We start from the raw sequence: 17057 nt of genomic DNA, 5'->3' as shown, positions 1-17057 counted from the left end.
CTACTAAAACAAGGAATGTTATGTTTGCTAAAGAAACGTATGTGCAGCGCAGGGCCCAGCTGAAAAAAACGATAGGCTCCGGAGTGTTACTGTTTTTGGGTAACGATGAACAAGGTTTGAACTATGAGGACAATACTTTCCGTTACCGCCAGGATTCCACTTTTCTCTACTATTTTGGCTTGTCGTTTGCCGGGCTGTCAGCTCTCATCGACATAGATGAAGATAAAGAAATCATTTTTGGCGATGAGCTGACCATCGACCATATTGTCTGGATGGGTACCCAGCCCACCCTTCACGAAAAGGCTTCTGCTGTGGGAATTTCCGAAACCCGTCCTTTTGCCGACATCGTCGGTTATCTGCACAAGGCTGTACAGAAGGGACAGACCATCCATTATTTGCCCCCTTATCGTGCCGAGCATAAGTTGAAACTGATGGACTGGCTGGGTGTTCCTCCGGCACGTCAGGAAGGGTCTGTGCCGTTTATCCGTGCGGTGGTGGCACAGCGCAACTACAAGTCGGCAGAAGAAATAGCGGAAATAGAAAAGGCATGCGACGTGACTGCTGACATGCACATCACCGCAATGAAGGTGCTTCGTCCGGGCATGTACGAATACGAGGTTGTGGCCGAAATGAACCGTATCGCCGAGATGAACAACTGCGAGCTGTCTTTTGCCACGATTGCTACTGTCAACGGCCAGACTTTGCATAACCACTATCATGGAAATAAAGTAAAGCCGGGCGACCTCTTCCTGATTGATGCCGGCGCCGAGCTTCCTTCGGGTTACTGTGGCGACATGTCGTCCACCGTGCCTGCGGACAAAACTTTTACTCCACGCCAGCGTGCCGTTTACGAAATCCAGAACGCCATGCATCTGGAGTCTGTTAAAGCGCTTCGCCCGGGCATTCCCTATATGGAGGTATACGAGCTTTCCGCCCAAGTGATGGTGGAGGGGCTGAAAGAGCTGGGGTTGATGAAGGGCAATGCCGAAGATGCCGTGCGCGAAGGGGCGCATGCCTTGTTTTATCCCCATGGACTGGGCCATATGATGGGGTTGGATGTGCACGATATGGAGAACCTGGGTGAGCTCTGGGTAGGCTATGACGGTCAGCCCAAGAGTACGCAGTTCGGCCGCAAGAGCCAGCGTCTTGCCATCCCTCTGGAACCGGGCTTTGTGCATACGGTTGAGCCGGGCATCTACTTCATCCCCGAGCTGATTGACTTATGGAAAGGAGAGAAGAAGTTCATGGACTTCATCAACTACGATAAGGTGGAAGAATACCGCAATTTCGGCGGCATCCGTAATGAGGAGGATTATCTGATTACCGAAACGGGAGCACGTCGCTTGGGCAAGAAAATTCCACTGACACCGGAAGAGGTGGAAGCGTTGCGTTGACAACCACATCCTTAATATACACAGAGAGCCGTTTGTCCCGATAATGCCGGTGGCAAGCGGCTCTCAAATTTAGGGGTCATACAGATTGTATTATGTATGGTTTATGCGTGCAGTTCCAGTACGAACCGTGCTCCCTTGTTGTAGCTGCTGTCTAGTGTCAAGCTGCCGTTCATCTTGGTGGCAATCAGTGAGCAGATGGGGAGTCCCAGGCCGTCGCCTTGCGTCAGGTCTTTCACTTCGGTGAAAGGCTTGAAGATGTTTTCGCGTTGCTCCTCGGGGATACCGCAACCGGTGTCGCTGATGATGAACTGGTGGGTGTGCGCACCACGTTTCTTGAAGTCCAGCCATATTTTTCCTCCAGCAGGGGTGTACTCGGCGGCGTTTTCCAACAAATGCAGCAAGACGCGTTCCAGTTGCTCAGGGTTGATTTTCACATTCAATTTGGGGGCATTCACGGTCAGGGTGACATCTTCTTGTGTCATTCCTTTGATTTTGTCCATGATGCCTTCACAGAAAGTGGAGATATTCTTCTCCTGCACTTCGTAGGGTTCGGACAAGGTGGTTTCCAATTCGGACAGTTCCTGGATATGGTTGGAGAATGCATGCAGGGCTTTTACGCCCGGCAGTGAGGCGTCGAGCGTGTCCAGTGTCGGTTCCATTTGGGCGGAAATGTTCTGGATAAATTTGGTTTTCAGCTCATTGTGCTCATTAGCAATGCTGATGGCCTTCTTCTGTTTACGGGTGAGGATGATGAAACGCAGCAATACGATGGCGCCGAATACCAGTGCGGCGGCAAGGATGGCGGCGAGTATGCAAAGCCCGATGATGATGTACTGCTTGGCGCTTAGGGAATCATCTTTCTCCTGGATAGTGGCCAGGCTTTCATCATATTTCTTCTTCAGGGCGTTCAGTTCCTCTTGGGCGGTAAGCGCCTTTACGGAGTCGGTCCATAGGATGTACTTGTCGTAGGTGCGTGCCACCAGTCCGGCATTGTTTGCTTTGCGGGCGATACTGATAAGAGTCTTGTAGCATTCGTCTACTTTGGCGTAGTTCTTCTGTTCCTTATATTGCCCTATCAGGCGGTTGGTAGCCGCATCACCTTGTGTGTTCATGCCGAAGGTGTAGTAATAGTTGGCCTGCGTATAAAGCAGGTCGTTGCTCAGAGAGTCGTTGTGAGAGGCTTTGGCGGTCTCTTCCAGTTTGGTCAGCTGTTCCTTGGCACGTGCGGGATTTTTCAGGTTGATGTACATCTGCAGGCGTTCCTTGTTGATGCGGAAACGTAGGTTGGGCATGGCCTTGCCCGTTTTCTGTTCGCCGGTTGCCACCACTTGCTCGGCACCGCGCAGCAGTTCAAAAGCTTCTTTATAGTAATTCTCCCGATGGTAGAGGGCGCTGGCATTGACGCCGCATTCCACTGCCTGGGCATACTTGTCTTGCGTGGCAAAGGCATTGTAGGCTTGCAGGAATAGATAGCGGGCTTTGATATATTCTTTTTTCGTAAGATTTTCTTGTGCTTGTTTCATCAATTCGTCTGCACGGTTTTGCGCATGGAGTTGAGTAAAGATGCAGAAAGTCGCTAAGAGAAGTATCGAAATAATTTTTTTCATGTGTACGTTTGTTTTATTTGCTCACAAAGTTAGAATAAAAACTTAGTATTTGAAGCTACTGCCTCCTAAAAATTCTCTCAATAAGGATGTCGGTGGAATTTCTTTGTCCTGCACGGGGGTGAAATATTTGATGAATTTCAGCAACCGGTAGGCTTCTGCGTATTCCGGACAGTTCCGTGGAACACTGGTAAGGATGGGCTCTGCGTGGCAGCGGAGCACGGCGAATTCGAACAAGAGGGCGGAGTTGAACATAACGTCGGCATTTTCCTGGTAGGGGAATATCCATTTGTCCTCGCCGGCACGTACACTGGGCCAGCGTGAAATGGTCTCTTGTGCCGAGTAGCCGCGGTAGTTGAAGTCGCGGATGATGCGGCGCAGCAGGCGGTTGTCCGTGGTGGGAATCCAGTTGTGGTCGTCCAGCGAGATGGTGGTCAGGGCAGATACATAAATCTTGTATTTGCTGGCGGCGGGAATCTGTGGTGTCAGTTCAGGGTTCAGGGCATGGATTCCTTCCAGGATGAGGATGGTATGCTCGTCGATGCGCAGCTTGTCTCCCTTGTACTCTTTCTTCCCGAGGTTGAAGTTGAAGCGGGGCAGCTCCACTTCTTCGCCCCGGAGCAATGCTTGTAATTGGGTGTTGAAGAGCTCAAGGTCGAGGGCATAGAGCGATTCGTAATCGTAATTGCCGTTCTCATCGCGCGGGGTGTCTTCACGGTCTACGAAGTAGTTGTCCAGCGAGATGGGGTAAGGACGCAGGCCGTTGGTCATCAGCTGCACGCTGAGGCGTTTGCTGAAAGTGGTTTTTCCGGAAGACGAGGGGCCGGAGATGAGCACGAGCTTCACCCGGTTTCCGTTTTCGCCGCGGTGGTAGATGTCATCGGCAATCTGGGCTATCTTTTTTTCCTGCAGGGCTTCGGCCACGTTGATGAGGTCGGTGGCATGGCCTTCCTCGCAAGCCATGTTGAAGTCGCCTACGTTGCCCAGTCCCATAATGTAGTTCCAGCGCAGGTGTTCCTTGAATACGTCGAGCATTTTCTCTTGTTTCACCACTTCTTCCAGGACATCGGGGTTTGCCCGGTTGGGGATGCGTAGCAGCAGGCCGTCGTAATACTTCACGATATCGAACAGCCAGATGTATCCGGTACTGGGCAACAGGTTGCCGTAGTAGTAGTCTACGGTGTCGCCCAGTGTGTAGTAATAGGTATATAGCGAGCCGGAAGTTTCCAGCAGCTTCACTTTGTCGTTCATGCCCCGTTCGTTGAAGATGCGTACAGCCTCGGTGGTGTGGCATTCTACACGGTGGTAGGGGATGTTCTCGGCAATGATTTCCTGCATCTGCTTCTTGATGGCTGCCACATCTTCCAGCTCTATGGGGCGGCCGATGCGCAGGTTGCAGAAGTAACCTTTGGATACCGGATGCTCTACGAACAGTTTTCCTTCCGGAAACAGCTCGCTGACAGCTTTGTAAAGAATGAAGCAGAGGGAACGGACATAGGTGCGCATACCTGAGGAGTCGCGTATGTCGAGAAACTCTACATCCTTATTGTTGTATACACGGAAATTCAGCCCTTCGGAACGGTTGTTGACCTTTGCACTGACTACCTGATAGGGGAAATTTAGATTAAAACCGTAATAAATATCCAAAAGTGAGCTCCCTATAGGGAATTCTTTAGAAATATTATTATTTTTGCAACAAATTTGTAACATGTGTTTCATGATGTCTCGTTTTTAGTGGGTTGACACGTTAAATATAGGACATTATAACACGTGAAGGAATGAAACACCTTAAATAATTAAAGATGGAATATTCTTTTTATGATTTTTTAAAGCTACTCGGCTCATTGGCACTGTTTCTTTACGGAATGAAGATTATGAGTGAGGGGCTTCAAAAATTTGCCGGTGACAGACTGCGGAAGATATTGACCGCAATGACAACCAACAGAGTGACCGGTGTGTTAACGGGCGTGCTGATTACAGCACTTGTACAATCTTCTTCTGCAACTACGGTGATGGTTGTGAGTTTTGTCAATGCAGGGTTGTTAACGCTTTCACAGTCCATAGGTGTCATAATGGGTGCCAATATCGGTACGACTGTTACAGCATGGATTATTTCAGCTTTAGGCTTCAAGGTGGACATTGCCGCCTTTGCTCTTCCTCTTCTTGCTTTCGGCATTCCTCTCCTCTTCTCTCAAAAAAGTAACCGCAAGTCTGTCGGTGAATTTATTTTCGGTTTCTCATTCTTGTTCATGGGGCTTTCCTATTTGAAAAACAATGCTCCTGACTTGAGCCAAAATCCTGATATGCTGTCATTTGTGCAGGACTATACCGACATGGGCTTTATCTCCATACTTCTTTTTGTGGGTATCGGTACGGTGTTGACCATGATTGTGCAGGCATCTGCGGCAACTATGGCCATTACGCTTATTATGTGCGCCAACGGCTGGATTAGTTTCGAATTGGGGGCAGCACTGGTTTTGGGAGAGAATATCGGTACAACCATCACGGCAAACCTTGCGGCGCTGACCGGTAATACGCAGGCAAGGCGGGCTGCTTTGGCCCACTTGGTGTTCAATGTGTTTGGTGTGATATGGGTGTTGTGTCTTTTCACCCCCTTTACCGAGGCTGTGTCATGGTTCGTAGAGAACGTGATGGGTACTAAAGATCCGGCTGTGGCCGTATCCTTCAAGCTTTCGGCATTCCATACTTGCTTCAATATCTGCAACGTGCTGATATTGATATGGTTCGTGAAGTTTATCGAACGTACGGTCTGTGCCATTATTCCAATGAAGGAGCAGGACGAGGAATATCGCTTGCGTTTTATCTCGGGCGGTATGCTTTCTACGGCAGAGCTGTCCATCCTGCAGGCAAGCAAGGAAATACATCTTTTTGCCGAACGTACCCGCCGTATGTTCGGAATGGTGCAGGACTTGCTGCATACGGAGAAGGATGATGATTTCAACAAAGTGTTCAGCCGTGTGGAAAAGTACGAGAATATCAGTGACAGCATGGAGCTGGAGATTGCCAATTATCTGAATCAAGTGTCCGAAGGGCGCCTGAGTTCGGAAAGTAAGTTGCAGATACGTGCCATGCTGCGTGAAGTGACGGAGATAGAGAGCATCGGCGACAGCTGCTATAATCTGGCACGTACCATCAACCGCAAGCGCCAGACCAACCAGGATTTCACCGAGAAGCAGTACGAGCATATCCATTTCATGATGAAGCTGACGGATGATGCCTTGGAGCAGATGATTGTCGTGGTGGAACATCCGGAGCATGCAGGCGCGGATGTGAACAAGTCCTTTAATTTGGAGAACGAAATCAATAATTACCGCAATCAGCTGAAGAACCAGAATATCTTGGATGTGAACAACAAGGAATATGATTACCAGATGGGTGTTTACTATATGGACATCATTGCGGAATGTGAAAAGCTGGGCGACTATGTGGTGAATGTAGTGGAGGCCAGCAGCGATATAAAAGAAAAGAAAGCGTCTTAGGACGCTTTCTCAAATTCTTCTTTGCCTACTCCGCACAAGGGGCAAACCCAATCTTCGGGAAGGTCTTCGAAAGATGTTCCCGGTTCTATTCCATTTTCAGGGTCGCCCAATTCAGGGTCATAGACATAATCGCATACAGTGCAAATGTACTTTTCCATAAATTTCTTTTTTTAGGTTTATTCTCTTATAATAACGTTTAAAAGCCCTTTTTGTTCTATTGTTGAACAAAAATAGTTTATTTTTGTTCTCTATTAAAACAACATTTTATGAAAATGACCGACAAGCTGTTCAGGGCGATTATGCGGAATCTGCACGCCTATGTACTGCTGATAAACCGCGACTTCACTGTATTCTACACCAATTACTACGATATTACCGGAGCTGTAAAGCCTGCCGAAACCGGACGGGTAGGAGATATTCTGCGCTGTAACAATGCCTTGTCGGCAGCAGGAGGTTGCGGCACTCACGATTTGTGTGAGCACTGCCCCGTGCGGAATGCCATAGAGAATGCCTTTGTGGTGCAGAAGAACTTCACGGATTTGGCAGCTATTCTGAATCTTAGGGATAGCGAAGGCAGAACTACAGAATGCAATGCTTATGTTTCCGGCGAGTATATGGAGATTGAGGACCGCGACTGCATGGTGATTACCGTGCATGACATTACCCGACTGAAACAAGTGGAAGCTGAATTGAAACTGGCACGTGAGAAGGCAGAGAATGCCGACCGCTCCAAATCGGTGTTCCTGGCGAATATGAGCCATGAAATCCGTACCCCGCTGAACGCAATTGTCGGATTCTCGGAATTGCTGGCCTCTGCATCGACAGACGAGGAGAAGACACAGTTCCTGGAAATTGTGCAAAGTAACAATGAAATGCTGCAACAGCTGATTGCTGATATTCTGGACCTCTCGAAGATAGAAGCCGGAACATTGGAATTTGTGTTCTCGGATGTGGACATCAACCAGATGATGTTCGATTTGGAACAACAGTTCCGTATGCGGGTGGCCGAGTTGGGTAGTGGAGTGCAGATTGTCCGGGAGGCTTCTGAGAAGGAATATACCATGCATACAGACAGAAACCGGCTTGCACAAGTGGTATCCAATTTTATGACGAATGCCCTGAAGTTCACCCAGGAAGGCAGTATTACCCTCGGATTCAGACCCTATGAGGAAGGTCTCTATTTCTACGTAAAAGACACGGGAACCGGTATTCCCCAGGAAAAGTTGCCACATGTTTTTGAACGTTTCGTCAAGCTGAAGCAGGAAAAGAACGGTACCGGACTGGGACTCTCCATTTGCCAGACCATTGTCCGCAAATTGGGGGGCGAAATAGGCGTGGAATCGGAAGAAGGGGCAGGTTCGACTTTCTGGTTCACATTGCCGTGGGAGCCTGCAACCAGACCGAAACTGGTGAGGGAAAAAGAGAATCAATGACAGTCAATTAATCACTAATCATTATATAGGTATTGTTTTCCCGGATTATTATTGTATTTTTGCGTTCCAAAATTAAACCTAAAGACTTGCATGACTGCAATAAAGGATGATTATTATCATGTCGGACTGACCGACGAACAAGTGCGGAAGAGCCGCGACGAACATGGAGTAAATTTATTGACGCCTCCTAAACGGCCTTCCTTATGGAAATTGTATCTGGAGAAGTTTGAGGACCCCGTAGTAAGGGTATTGCTGGTTGCCGCTCTGTTTTCTTTGATTATTTCCATTGTAGAGAATGAATATGCCGAGACTATCGGCATTATAGTAGCCATTCTGCTGGCTACCGGTATCGGTTTCTTCTTTGAGTATGATGCCGGAAAGAAGTTTGACCTGCTGAATGCAGTGAACGAAGAAACTTTGGTGAAAGTAATTCGTAACGGACATGTGCAGGAGATTCCCCGTAAAGATGTAGTGGTGGGTGATATCGTGGTGCTGGAAACCGGTGAAGAGGTTCCGGCGGACGGTGAATTGCTGGAAGCCATTTCCCTGCAAGTGAACGAATCGAATCTGACCGGTGAGCCGGTAGTGACGAAAACTACCGTAGAAGCTGACTTTGACGAAGAGGCTACGTATGCTTCCAACCGCATTTTGCGCGGTACAACGGTGGTGGACGGACATGGCACCATGCGTGTGGAGGCTGTGGGCGATGCTACGGAAATCGGTAAAGTGGCACGTCAAAGTACCGAACAGAATACGGAACCTACTCCGCTGAATATTCAGTTGACCAAATTGGCCAATCTGATTGGAAAGATTGGCTTTTCCGTAGCGGGTCTGGCTTTTCTCATTTTCTTTGTAAAGGATGTGGTACTGGTCTATGATTTTTCTTCATTCCATACCTTCCGTGATTGGCTGCCGGCCTTGCAGGCTACTTTGCAATACTTTATGATGGCAGTTACCCTGATTGTGGTGGCTGTGCCCGAAGGATTGCCGATGAGCGTGACACTCAGTCTGGCGTTGAACATGCGGCGTATGCTCTCCACCAACAATCTGGTGCGCAAGATGCATGCATGCGAGACGATGGGAGCCATTACAGTGATTTGTACCGACAAGACCGGGACATTGACCCAAAATCTGATGCAGGTGCATGAACCCAACTTCTATAGTTTGAAGAATAACGGGCAGCTGGGGAATGATGACCTCAGCAAGCTGGTAATGGAAGGTATCAGTGCTAACTCCACTGCTTTCCTGGAAGAAGAGGTGCCTGGCGAGAAGCCGAAAGGGGTGGGTAACCCCACGGAGGTGGCACTGCTGCTTTGGCTGAACAGCCAAGGATGCGACTATCTGGCGCTGCGTGAGAAAGCTACGGTTATCGACCAGCTGACTTTCTCTACGGAAAGAAAATTCATGGCTACTCTGGTGCAATCTCCCTTGATTGGGAAGAAGGTGCTGTATGTGAAGGGAGCTCCCGAGATTGTTTTGGGTAAATGCAAGGAGGTCATGTTGGACGGCAGGCGTGTGGATGCGGTGGAATACCGTTCTACAGTGGAGGCTCAGTTGCTCAACTACCAGAATATGGCTATGCGTACACTTGGCTTTGCATTCAAGATTGTGGATGATGCGGAAGCGTCTGATTGTGTGTCATTGGTTGCTGAAAATGACTTGTCATTCCTGGGTGTGGTTGCCATCAGTGATCCTATCCGCCCGGATGTGCCTGCGGCCGTTGCCAAATGCCAGTCGGCAGGTATCGGAGTGAAGATTGTGACGGGAGATACACCGGGTACAGCTACCGAGATAGCACGCCAGATTGGTCTGTGGAAACCGGAGGATACGGAAAAGAACCGCATTACGGGAGCTGCATTTGCCGAATTGACGGATGAGGAGGCATTGGACCGTGTGATGGACCTGAAGATAATGTCGCGTGCACGCCCCACAGACAAACAGCGTCTGGTGCAACTGTTGCAGCAGAAAGGTGCGGTAGTGGCTGTGACGGGTGACGGCACGAATGATGCTCCTGCGCTGAACCATGCGCAAGTGGGACTTTCGATGGGTACCGGAACCTCCGTTGCCAAGGAGGCCAGCGACATCACGCTGCTGGATGACTCCTTCAACAGTATAGGCACGGCCGTGATGTGGGGACGTTCTTTATATAAAAATATACAGCGTTTCATTGTTTTTCAGCTGACTATCAATTTTGTGGCTTTGTTTATCGTTCTCCTGGGCTCACTGGTGGGTACGACGCTTCCTTTGACCGTCACGCAGATGTTGTGGGTGAACCTGATTATGGATACGTTTGCGGCCCTGGCCCTGGCGTCCATTCCACCCAGTGAGAGCGTGATGAAGGAAAAGCCACGTAAGAGTACGGATTTCATTATAACCAAGTCCATGAGGTATTACATTCTGGGAATGGGGACTGCCTTCCTGGTGTTACTTATGGGAATGCTCTTCTGGTTTAACAGTGAGGAGGGAGGGATGACTACCTATCGGCTGACTGTGTTCTTCACATTCTTTGTTATGCTTCAGTTCTGGAACTTGTTCAATGCGCGTGTGTTCGGCACTTCGGACTCGGCGTTCAAGGGCATTTCCAAATCTTATGGCATGGAGCTGATTATACTTGCCATTTTGGGCGGACAGATACTGATTGTACAGTTTGGTGGAGCTGTGTTCCGCACAGTGCCGCTCGATTTTATGACTTGGATGACGATTGTCGTTTCTACCTCGTTTGTTTTGTGGATAGGTGAACTGGTTCGCCTTATCCGACGTTTAACACAGAAATAGTGATGAAAAGAAGAGGAATCAAGAACCTTATTATTGATTTTGGCGGAGTTCTGATTGATTTGGACCGCCAGCGCTGTTTAGAGAATTTCAGAAAGCTGGGATTGCCGGACGTGGAAGTCATGTTGGACCTCTATCACCAGCAGGATTTCTTCCAGAAATATGAAAAAGGGTTGATTACCAGTGCGGAGTTCCGGGAAGTGATTCGTGGAAAGATAGGGAAACCGGTGACTGATGCCCAGATAGATGACGCCTGGAACAGTTTCTTGGTGAGTATTCCTACCTTTAAATTGGATTTACTGTTGGAACTGCGCAAAAAATATGTGGTCTATCTGCTGAGCAACACCAATGAAATCCATTGGCAATGGTCGTGCCTGCACGCGTTTCGCTACAAGACTTTCCGTGCGGAGGACTTTTTTGAACATATCTATCTCTCTTATGAGATGAAGATGGCAAAACCGGATGCCGATATATTTCAGAAAGTACTGGATGAGACCGGTATTCTTCCCAACGAGACTCTTTTCATTGACGATTCTGAGGCCAATTGCCGGACAGCGGAGGCGTTGGGTATTTCTACCTATACGCCAAAGGCCCACGAGGATTGGAGACATGCAGTTGTTTTGTGAAACATCGGACATTGGTTCCCGTCCAAGTGTAGCCACTATCGGTTTCTTTGACGGAGTACATCGGGGACACCGCTACCTGATAGAGCAAGTGCGTGCGGTAGCTGCCGGGCGTGGGCTTGCTTCGTCGGTCGTGACTTTTTCGGTACATCCGCGTAAAGTGATGCAGGCCGATTATCATCCGAAGTTATTGACCACCTGTGATGAGAAAGTTTCCCTACTAGCCAAGACTGGGGTGGATTATTGCATGATGCTTGATTTCACTCCTGAAATAGCCCGGCTTTCGGCACGGGAATTCATGTCCATACTGAAGGAACGCTATCAGATACAAGCTTTGGTAGTGGGGTACGACCATCGTTTCGGGCATAACCGCAGCGAGGGTTTTGAAGACTATGTGCACTATGGTCGCGAATTGGGTATGGAGGTGCTTCTTGCGCGCGCGTATTCTTATAGTAAGGAGACATCGGTAACGGAGGTTACTGTCAGCTCCTCGGCTATTCGCGGTCTGTTGCTGGAGGGAAACGTTTCGGAAGCTGCCGAGTATCTGGGATATGATTTCTTTTTGGACGGTACGGTTGTCGGCGGCTATCAGGTGGGGCGTAAGATAGGTTTTCCTACGGCTAATCTCCGTGTTTCCGATTCTGACAAGCTGATTCCCTGCGATGGTGTGTATGCCGTCCGTGTCTGTGTTGAAGGCAAGGAGTACGGCGGTATGCTAAGCATTGGCTACCGACCTACGTTGGAGAACGGCCCCGATCGCAGTATTGAGGTCCATATATTCCGGTTTGATGCTGACATTTATCAGCAGCCGATGCGTCTTTCCTTTGTGCGCCGCACCCGTCCTGAACTGAAATTCGACAGTATAGAAGAACTTATTGCCCAGCTTCACCGTGACGAGGTGGAGATTAAATCCATTCTTGCTTTATAAACATAAGGCAATAAGGTCATTTATCCCCTTGCAGTTCTATGTATTTTCCCGTTTGAAGTGTTTGCTTTCTGTATATTTATCGTAAAACGCGTTTTTTTTATTGTTTTTCGATAAATATTTTCTGTTTTTCTTTGTCATATCAAAAAAAGGTCTTTTATTTGCATATCGAAAAACGATAAATGATTATCGAAAAACAAAATAAAGAACTAATAAAACAATAACGGTATGAAAACTTTAGTAATGACAACAATCTTTGTAGTGACAGTAGTGATAAATGCTTTTGGTGGTAATATCCAGGAAAACTTTGCCTATAATGAAGTGATGAACGGAAATCAGGTGGAGTCCCAGATTGTATATAAAGTAGAGAACGGTAAGTTTCTGCAGAACCATTTGAAATACAATTTCACCTATAATGCCCAAGGGCGTACGATACAGAAGGAGGCGTTGAGATGGAACGAGATTGAGCAGGCGTTTGAACGCTTCTATTGCTTGAACTACAATTATACGGAAGCCGGTACGGATGTGGAATATGCCTTGTGGGACAACAAGACGAATGCCTACTCCGATGTGAAGGAAAAAGCTGTTTATCTGCAGGCGGGAGATGACATCAACTACTTGAGTTACAAATGGAGTAAGAAGGACAACGACTGGAATCTGTTGGTGGAACATGCCACTGCGGAGGAAGACGTATTGCTCCTGGCAGTAAAATAAATGAAGAACAATATAGAAATGAGGGAGGGGTTTAGGTTATGAGAAGAGCATTCATGAGTATTACACTATTGGTATTGTCACTTTCTACAGTGATGGTGCTGCTGATGGGACTTGTTGCCACAGCTTGACGGATTGACAGAGAAAATGTGTATCTTTGCGAACTTTTAGACGAATAGAACAATGAAAACGGCAATAAAACTAGTATTGATTTACTTTTTGATGCAGATTGTAGGAGCACTGTTTGCAGGACCTTTCTGTCTGCTGTATACGTATTTCGCTTATGGAACTTTCGACATGGACAAGGCTGGTCAGATTGCTGTGGCGCCTACCATGCTGCTGGGCTTTGTTTTCATGGGACTGTACTTGTGGCGCAAGAACTACCTGACGGGAGACAAGCATCTGTATTCTCCGATGTCAGTCCCTTATCTGGCATGGAGCCTGCTTGCCGGAATGACTTCCATATGTATAATAGGTCTTCTGATGTCCGAACTTACTTTTTTGCCCAATTTGTTGGACCAGACATTTGATATACTGCAATCCGGTTGGCTGGGTATTCTCTGTATTTCTGTTTTGGGACCCGTACTGGAAGAACTGCTTTTCCGTGGTGCCATTACCAAGGAGCTGCTTCGCAGATATAGCCCGGCAAAGGCTATCTTGTTTTCCGGGTTGATATTTGGTATCTTTCATCTGAATCCGGTTCAGATAATAGGTGCTTGCCTCATCGGTTTCTTGCTTGCCTGGCTTTATTATAAGACACGGAGTCTTATGGCATGTATTCTGATACATATCATGAATAACGGCTTGTCTGTCTATCTGAGCCTGAAACATCCTGAAATGGAGGATGTGACACATCTGCTGAGTAACCCGTATGTACTGGTTTGGGCAGTGGTTTTCATATTGTTGCTTCTACTCTCCTTGAAACAACTGAATAAATATAATATATCTGATACTAATACAACAACTGAATTATGAAAAGAAGATTGAACATTCTCTGCCTGGTGGTAATGCTTGTACTGAGTTACTCGGTATTGGAGCAGGGGTACTATATCTTTCTGGGAGCCAAGATGGGGGCGCAGACCGGACTGGAGCTGGGAAAGAAAGGGAGTGACATTGCTGCCTACAAGGAACTGATGAACCTAAAGGTTGTCAACCTGATACCTTCTTCCATGGAGTCGTTTGATTTCTTCAGGGATTCCGTCTACAATGAGAAAAGCAGGAGTTATGTGCCTGCAGCCTACTCTTCGTTGATGGTCAGCGTAGATTCTCATGATTCTGTCGGGAAAGTGGTGGCAAAGTATTTGCTGATATATCTGCATTTGGGCTTTTCCCTTTGGGCGGTAGTATTGTTTATCCGCTTGATAATCTCTATCAACAAGTCCGACATCTTCAACTGGCGGAATGTACGTCGGCTGCGTCGATTGGGAATGGCACTGGTTGTCAGCTTCTGCTGTACCTTTGCGTCATCATATCTTGATTTTATAGGTATCGATACCGTATTCTCGCTGCATGGTTACGAGCTGAGCCTCTCAGAATTGGTGAGCACTACCACGCTGGTACTTGGGCTTTGTTCGCTGATTGTAGGTGAAGTGTTTGCCATTGGATTGAAAATGAAGGAAGAGCAGGATTTGACGATTTAATAATAAGAAGAACGGACAGAGATATGAATAAAATCAGAGTATGTGCCTTCCTGGCTTTGGTAGTGTTTATTGGTAGTGTTGTAACGGATATGTTTAGTGGATTTATGGACGGCTGGAATGAGGCGGGCGACCAGAAGGATTTTCATGCCTTACCCTCTGTGTCACTTTTGGTGCGGGCAGATGATACGCTGCCTGCTGATACTTTGATTAGTGCGGCACAGGATACGCCCATGTATTGCAATACAAGTGAGGTATCGGTGCAAGGTTTCCGTAGTACGAAGTGGCGGTGGGTATCGTTCTTGCTGTTTCCTGCGGGACTGTTTGCGCTTTACGGGTTCTATAGTGTGGCGCGGCTGGTGCTTACTGCCACGAAAGGCGAGGTGTTTGTGCACAAGAATGTGCGTCGGATGCGCATCTTTGTCTATGCGCTGATTTCGGTGAGTCTTTTATTCGAGTTGCAGCAATGGGGCATCTATCATGACTTGGCTTCTCAAGTGCGGCTGGAGGGATACGAGGTGTTGCCTTATTCTTTCAAGTATGCTTGGTTCAATTATATGCTGTTGGCATTGTTCACCGAGATATTCGCCATCGGCGTGAAGATAAAGGAAGAGCAGGATTTAACGGTTTAATGTGGGGGGAGGATTATGAAAAAGATAAGTATATTGGGTATCCTGGCTATATTGGTCATTGTTGCAGAGTTTACCTATGCGATGATAGCGGGCTGGGTGGATATGAAGAATAGTTTTCTTGAGGGTTACAATAGTGTAAATGTGCATTCGGGAACTCCACAGCCGGAGTATTCCGGTTTATTTGATAAGGTATATGTGGATGTAAGACCTTTGGAAACGACAGCAGTCGATTCCTTGACGAATCGTTTTGCCGATAAGTCAGTACCTTATCAGGTAAAGAGAATAGGCACTGTGATTGTCCCCACTGTCTGGAGTTCCATAGTGAACTTCTTTGCCATGTTTGCCATCATTCCTTTCTTTGTAGGAATCTATTGTCTGATACGTTTGCTGGTATCCATCTCAAAGCGGGAAGTGTTTACTTCGGATAATGTAGCCCGGTTGCGTTTCTTTACTTATTCGTTTGCTGCATTGTACGGCTTGATGACTTTGCACGATTGGCTGAATCATCTTGAAGCAGTGAAGCAAGTGGCTCTGCTGGGCTATGAAGTGGTTGCATCGCATGATACGGATTTCACATCCCTGGTTATTATAATTCTTTTCACCGAGATATTTGCCGCCGGGGTGAAGATAAAGGAAGAACAGGACTTGACTATTTAAAAGTGAGAGGAGGGATTATGACACTTATGAAACAAAAGGAACCAAAGGAACCAAAGAGACGGATAGCGCTTATTATGAATGTGCTGTTTTATTTCTGTGGACTATGTATTGGTGGCGGCATTGTTCGTAATCTGACATTGTGCTATGAGTTGGGAAAGGATGATACTGCTAATTTTATCTGGCACATATTACCCGAATCAGTAACAATGCTGGTGATGACAATATGTGGCTTGTGTATTTTTCTCATTCTCCGCAATGTGAAGAAAGAGGAAGTGTTTGTTTATCAGAATTCATCTTTGATACAAACCATTGGGGTGCTGATAGCATTGAATGGGCTTTTTCAGGTAACTCTCTCCTGGTTTACTCCCGAAGGAGTACCGACTGATACTTCTTATCGGATATTCGTGTTATTGGGAGTTTTCATCATCTTTATGGGCTATCTTTTTAAGATGGGAGTTCGTATGCGTGAGGAACAAGAGTTGACGATTTAAATAAAAGTGAAGAGCGCGATATGAAGAAAAGTGTGAAATATGGTCTGTATTTCGTTGTCGGACTTGTGGCGGTTTTATTGTTGGCAAGTATTGTCTATTTTCTCCTCTTGTTTCCGGCCTTTGACGGGAAGTGGAAAGTCTATATTGTAATGCCGTGGATGTATCTGTGCATATATGGTTATTACCGGTTGACGAAACGGTACACTGACTGGTGGTGTGAGTGGGAAAAGAATAATTGATAAATAGAACACAATTATATGATTATAGTAAACCTTGACATAATGATGGCCCGAAGAAAGATATCTTTGGGCGAACTGGCGGAGAAGATTGATATTACGCCTGCCAATCTCTCTATTCTCAAAACCGGAAAGGCTAAGGCCATCCGTTTCTCTACACTGGAAGCAATCTGTAAGGAACTTGATTGCCAGCCGGGGGATATACTGGAGTTTAAGGAGGGATAAATAGGGAGAAGAAGGCGCAAGTAGAGGTTGAAATGCTTACCGCCTTAAGAAACTCCGTTTACGTACTACAGTAAACACCTTTACATACTACAGTAAACGCCTTTACATACTATGGTAAACGTCGTTACTTCATAATGTAAAAGCCGTTACATTCTGGAGTAATGTCTTTTCCTGATTTAGCTAGACGCTTTTTCTTTTTATAACCGATATCAGTAGA

General features: G+C 47.1%; 17 protein-coding genes. 14 read left to right on the top strand and 3 right to left on the bottom strand.

Annotated elements, in window-relative coordinates; all coding sequences use genetic code 11:
* Window positions 1-20 precede the first annotated feature (20 nt).
* The gene (locus DXD65_RS12545; protein WP_057259171.1) at window positions 21-1394 is read left to right on the top strand and encodes an aminopeptidase P family protein; all 1374 of its coding nucleotides are present in this window, start codon (window positions 21-23) and stop codon (window positions 1392-1394) included.
* Window positions 1395-1495: 101 nt separating this feature from the next.
* Here the strand turns inward: DXD65_RS12545 and DXD65_RS12540 are convergent, their stop codons facing one another.
* Both DXD65_RS12540 and DXD65_RS12535 read right to left on the bottom strand, forming a co-directional pair.
* Window positions 1496-3001, bottom strand: a complete 1506-nt coding sequence (locus DXD65_RS12540; RefSeq protein WP_005830555.1) for a sensor histidine kinase — start codon at window positions 2999-3001, stop codon at window positions 1496-1498.
* A 42-nt stretch (window positions 3002-3043) separates the two neighbouring features.
* Window positions 3044-4717 (bottom strand): nucleoside kinase, encoded by a 1674-nt coding sequence (locus DXD65_RS12535; protein WP_117887697.1) that lies wholly within the window; start codon window positions 4715-4717, stop codon window positions 3044-3046.
* Between the two features lie 83 nt (window positions 4718-4800).
* On the opposite strand from DXD65_RS12535, the gene DXD65_RS12530 reads away from it, so the two are divergent.
* The gene (locus DXD65_RS12530; RefSeq protein WP_005834507.1) at window positions 4801-6498 is read left to right on the top strand and encodes a Na/Pi cotransporter family protein; all 1698 of its coding nucleotides are present in this window, start codon (window positions 4801-4803) and stop codon (window positions 6496-6498) included.
* Here DXD65_RS12530 and rd read toward each other — a convergent pair.
* Entirely contained in the window at window positions 6495-6656 is a 162-nt protein-coding gene (gene rd, locus DXD65_RS12525) for a rubredoxin (RefSeq protein WP_005830549.1), read from the bottom strand. The two genes, DXD65_RS12530 and rd, sit on opposite strands and share 4 nt — an antisense overlap.
* A 108-nt stretch (window positions 6657-6764) precedes the next feature.
* Between rd and DXD65_RS12520 the strand changes: the two genes are divergently transcribed.
* The 12 genes from DXD65_RS12520 to DXD65_RS12465 all read left to right on the top strand — a co-directional run bounded on the left by DXD65_RS12520 (window position 6765) and on the right by DXD65_RS12465 (window position 16840).
* Window positions 6765-7931 carry a sensor histidine kinase gene (locus tag DXD65_RS12520; RefSeq protein WP_022402160.1) on the top strand — a complete coding sequence of 389 codons (1167 nt, stop codon included), beginning with the start codon at window positions 6765-6767 and terminating at the stop codon, window positions 7929-7931.
* Between the two features lie 90 nt (window positions 7932-8021).
* Window positions 8022-10706 (top strand): calcium-translocating P-type ATPase, PMCA-type, encoded by a 2685-nt coding sequence (locus DXD65_RS12515; RefSeq protein ID WP_057259169.1) that lies wholly within the window; start codon window positions 8022-8024, stop codon window positions 10704-10706.
* A 2-nt stretch (window positions 10707-10708) separates the two neighbouring features.
* Entirely contained in the window at window positions 10709-11329 is a 621-nt protein-coding gene (locus tag DXD65_RS12510) for an HAD family hydrolase (protein ID WP_057259167.1), read from the top strand.
* Window positions 11313-12254 carry a bifunctional riboflavin kinase/FAD synthetase gene (locus DXD65_RS12505; RefSeq protein WP_057259165.1) on the top strand — a complete coding sequence of 314 codons (942 nt, stop codon included), beginning with the start codon at window positions 11313-11315 and terminating at the stop codon, window positions 12252-12254. The genes DXD65_RS12510 and DXD65_RS12505 overlap by 17 nt, the downstream gene beginning before the upstream one ends.
* Before the next feature lie 225 nt (window positions 12255-12479).
* Window positions 12480-12965 (top strand): DUF3836 domain-containing protein, encoded by a 486-nt coding sequence (locus tag DXD65_RS12500; protein ID WP_057259163.1) that lies wholly within the window; start codon window positions 12480-12482, stop codon window positions 12963-12965.
* 180 nt (window positions 12966-13145) lie between these two features.
* Window positions 13146-13937 carry a CPBP family intramembrane glutamic endopeptidase gene (locus DXD65_RS12495; RefSeq protein ID WP_117887696.1) on the top strand — a complete coding sequence of 264 codons (792 nt, stop codon included), beginning with the start codon at window positions 13146-13148 and terminating at the stop codon, window positions 13935-13937.
* Window positions 13934-14602, top strand: coding sequence for a DUF2975 domain-containing protein (locus tag DXD65_RS12490; RefSeq protein ID WP_005830532.1), 669 nt, complete (start codon window positions 13934-13936; stop codon window positions 14600-14602). The genes DXD65_RS12495 and DXD65_RS12490 overlap by 4 nt, the downstream gene beginning before the upstream one ends.
* Before the next feature lie 23 nt (window positions 14603-14625).
* A complete protein-coding gene (locus DXD65_RS12485) occupies window positions 14626-15231 on the top strand; it encodes a DUF2975 domain-containing protein (RefSeq protein WP_005830530.1) in 606 nt (201 codons plus the stop codon).
* A 15-nt stretch (window positions 15232-15246) separates the two neighbouring features.
* Complete coding sequence (locus DXD65_RS12480) at window positions 15247-15888, top strand: DUF2975 domain-containing protein (protein ID WP_005830526.1); 642 nt, start codon at window positions 15247-15249, stop codon at window positions 15886-15888.
* A 26-nt stretch (window positions 15889-15914) separates the two neighbouring features.
* The gene (locus DXD65_RS12475) at window positions 15915-16379 is read left to right on the top strand and encodes a DUF2975 domain-containing protein (protein WP_034532751.1); all 465 of its coding nucleotides are present in this window, start codon (window positions 15915-15917) and stop codon (window positions 16377-16379) included.
* A gap of 20 nt (window positions 16380-16399) precedes the next feature.
* Window positions 16400-16618: a hypothetical protein gene (locus DXD65_RS12470; protein ID WP_005830523.1), complete on the top strand. Its 219-nt coding sequence runs from the start codon at window positions 16400-16402 to the stop codon at window positions 16616-16618.
* Window positions 16619-16636: 18 nt separating this feature from the next.
* Complete coding sequence (locus tag DXD65_RS12465) at window positions 16637-16840, top strand: helix-turn-helix domain-containing protein (protein ID WP_005830522.1); 204 nt, start codon at window positions 16637-16639, stop codon at window positions 16838-16840.
* Window positions 16841-17057: the final 217 nt, after the last annotated feature.

It is taken from the genome of Bacteroides sp. 4_1_36 (genome assembly GCF_003466325.1).
Lineage (GTDB): Bacteria > Bacteroidota > Bacteroidia > Bacteroidales > Bacteroidaceae > Bacteroides > Bacteroides uniformis.
Note: the sequence above shows the minus strand (reverse complement) of the source record. Positions and strands in the feature narration are given on the sequence as shown.